This window comes from Streptococcus sp. 10F2, assembly GCF_054331515.2.
This window is the reverse complement of sequence record NZ_JBTGGE020000042.1, coordinates 1-2,690: the sequence shown is the minus strand read 5'-3', so window position 1 is coordinate 2,690 and position 2,690 is coordinate 1. Positions and strand designations below refer to the sequence as shown.

The following is a 2,690-nucleotide window of genomic DNA, read 5'->3' as shown; positions in this document are numbered from 1 at the left end:
AAAGAAGTTTTGGTTCCAACTTGGTCTGAAAAGAATGGTCAAGACGATATTGTTTGGCATAAGGCAAGCAAACAAACTGATGGAAGTTATAAAGTCCACATTGAGACCAGCCAACATAAATATGATTCAGGTAAGTATCAGGTTCATGTGCATTACGTGACTGGAAGCAATCAACGGACTTATGTGACTGAGACGACGGTGGGGATTCCACAGGCACCAGTCGTTCAGAAAACGGGTCAGGTTTCGACGTCTAATGTTTCATCGACAGGCTTTGATGTGATTGTTAAGAATGTCAATCATCCATCTGGTGTTAAAGAAGTTTTGGTTCCAACTTGGTCTGAAAAGAATGGTCAAGACGATATTGTTTGGCATAAGGCAAGCAAACAAACTGATGGAAGTTATAAAGTCCACATTGAGACCAGCCAACATAAATATGATTCAGGCAAGTATCAGGTTCATGTGCATTACGTGACTGGAAGCAATCAACGGACTTATGTGACTGAGACGACGGTGGGGATTCCACAGGCACCAGTCGTTCAGAAAACGGGTCAGGTTTCGACGTCTAATGTTTCATCGACAGGTTTTGACGTGGTAGTTAAGAATGTCAATCACCCAGCTGGTGTCAAAGAAGTTTTAGTTCCAACTTGGTCTGAAAAGAATGGTCAAGACGATATTGTTTGGCATAAGGCAAGCAAACAAACTGATGGAAGTTATAAAGTCCACATTGAGACCAGCCAACACAAATATGATTCAGGTAAGTATCAGGTTCATGTGCATTACGTGACTGGAAGCAATCAACGGACTTATGTGACTGAGACAATTGTACAAATTCCTCAAAGTCAGAAATCTATTCATGTAGAAAATGCGAACGATACAGGTTTTGATGTACGCATTACAAATTTGAATAAGTTTACAAATGTTCGTGAAGTACTGGTACCAACATGGACTTCTCATAATGGTCAAGATGATTTAATCTGGCATAAGGCTAGTAGACAAGCCGATGGTAGTTATAAGGCTCGTATTGAGTACAGCCGCCATAATTATGAATATGGAATGTATACAATTCATTCTTATGTAAAAGATGCTACAGGTCAGTTGAAGTGGCTTGATAGTACTAGCTTTGATGCTCCAAAGCCAGCAAATGTAGGAAAAGGCTATCCAGAAAAATGGGTAGGAACGAAAAAATATTCTGGAGTTGTGACTCATATTGATTCGAATCCTGTCTATTCTGATCAGAACCGTGTCACCATTGATCGTATCGTGATTCACCATAATGCTGGCATGAGTGATGAGGGAGCACGAGCGACTTGGTATATCCGAAATGGGAATGAGACCTCGGCTCATTATCAGGTTACTCCAGATAAAATTTGGGGAGTCGTACCTGAAAATGAAGTTGCTTGGCATGCGGGGCATTATCCTACCAACCAACGCTCCATTGGGATTGAGCATCTAAATAATAGTTTAGGACCAGAGTGGACAATTGCAGAAGAAACTTATCGCAATTCGGCTAAATTGATCGCAGATATTTCGCTTCGCTATAATATCCCACTCGATCGTGACCATGTAATTGGACATGATGAAGTTTCTGCAACACTCTGTCCAGGTGGTATTGACATTGATAAATTATTGAGTATGGCGAAAGCAGAGAGAACTCAGTTAGAGAACGTAGCAATTCCTAAAACCAGTCCTGCGCCTGCTCCACAAACTCCTCAAAAGCTTGAAGTACCGTACTATTCTCAATTAGATAGCCGCTGGGCGAATAAACGTTATGGAAATTACTTGTTTGGACCTACAGGATGTGTTCCAACTACTCTAGCGATGGCATTTACTGGACTCTCAGGTAAAACAGTCCTTCCAACAGAAGTAGGAGACTATATCTATAAGAATACAGATGCCTTTAATAAAATTGGTCCAGGAACTGCAGCAACTGGTATTGCGAAAGCAGTGAGTCATTGGGGCTATAAGTCAGAAGTTCTAAAAACAAAACAGGCGATTCAAGCAAGTCTGGAGTTAGGAAATCCAGTTCTTCTTGCTGTAGGACCGAGTGTCTTTGTAAACTACCCAAGTACCCACGAACTATTATTGACTGAATATAAGGATGGAAAAGTTAAACTATCAGATCCTTATACGAAGTCATTGAGTGGATGGCATAGTCTAGATTATCTTTGGAATGTACGGAGTCATAATTCCTATGACAATGCACTAGGTTCACCTGCTATTGCAGTGAAACGTGCCTAAAGGTAAAAATTAAAGTATTGATTTAGTATAAAAAGAGGTTGGGTAAGAAGTCTTCAAAATAGAAAACAGCTTAGAATTACGTTATTAGAAACGTTGATTCTAAGCTGTTTTTAGCTATTCAAATTTCAAGCGAAGCCTAAAAAGGTTCGTTTTTGCCAGTTTCTTTTAGATAGAATATTAGGTTAAGAAGTCCGATATCAGTCTTATTATCAGTTATAGACGTACATAGCTACTTTTCAAATGGTTTGATTTTATCCTACTGCCCTGGGAGTTGATGTTTACTTAGTGATGTTTGAGTAATATTTTGAATGTTTGGGGGAGTTTTGTCACGACAAACGCATGAAAGATTCTAGTAGATTTATTCCCTACTAGAATCTTTTTAAATTAGTACCCTTAAAAATTTATCGAATACCATACTCAAATGGAACTTCTTTCGTCTCATACTCATATCT

1 protein-coding gene is annotated in these 2,690 nt (G+C 39.3%); it reads left to right on the top strand.

Annotation, left to right across the window (positions count from 1 at the left end; all coding sequences use genetic code 11):
- On the top strand, window positions 1–2,238 hold a 2,238-nt coding region (locus ACXM1Q_RS07190), incomplete at its 5' end, for a GBS Bsp-like repeat-containing protein (protein ID WP_458517481.1).
- Window positions 2,239–2,690: the final 452 nt, after the last annotated feature.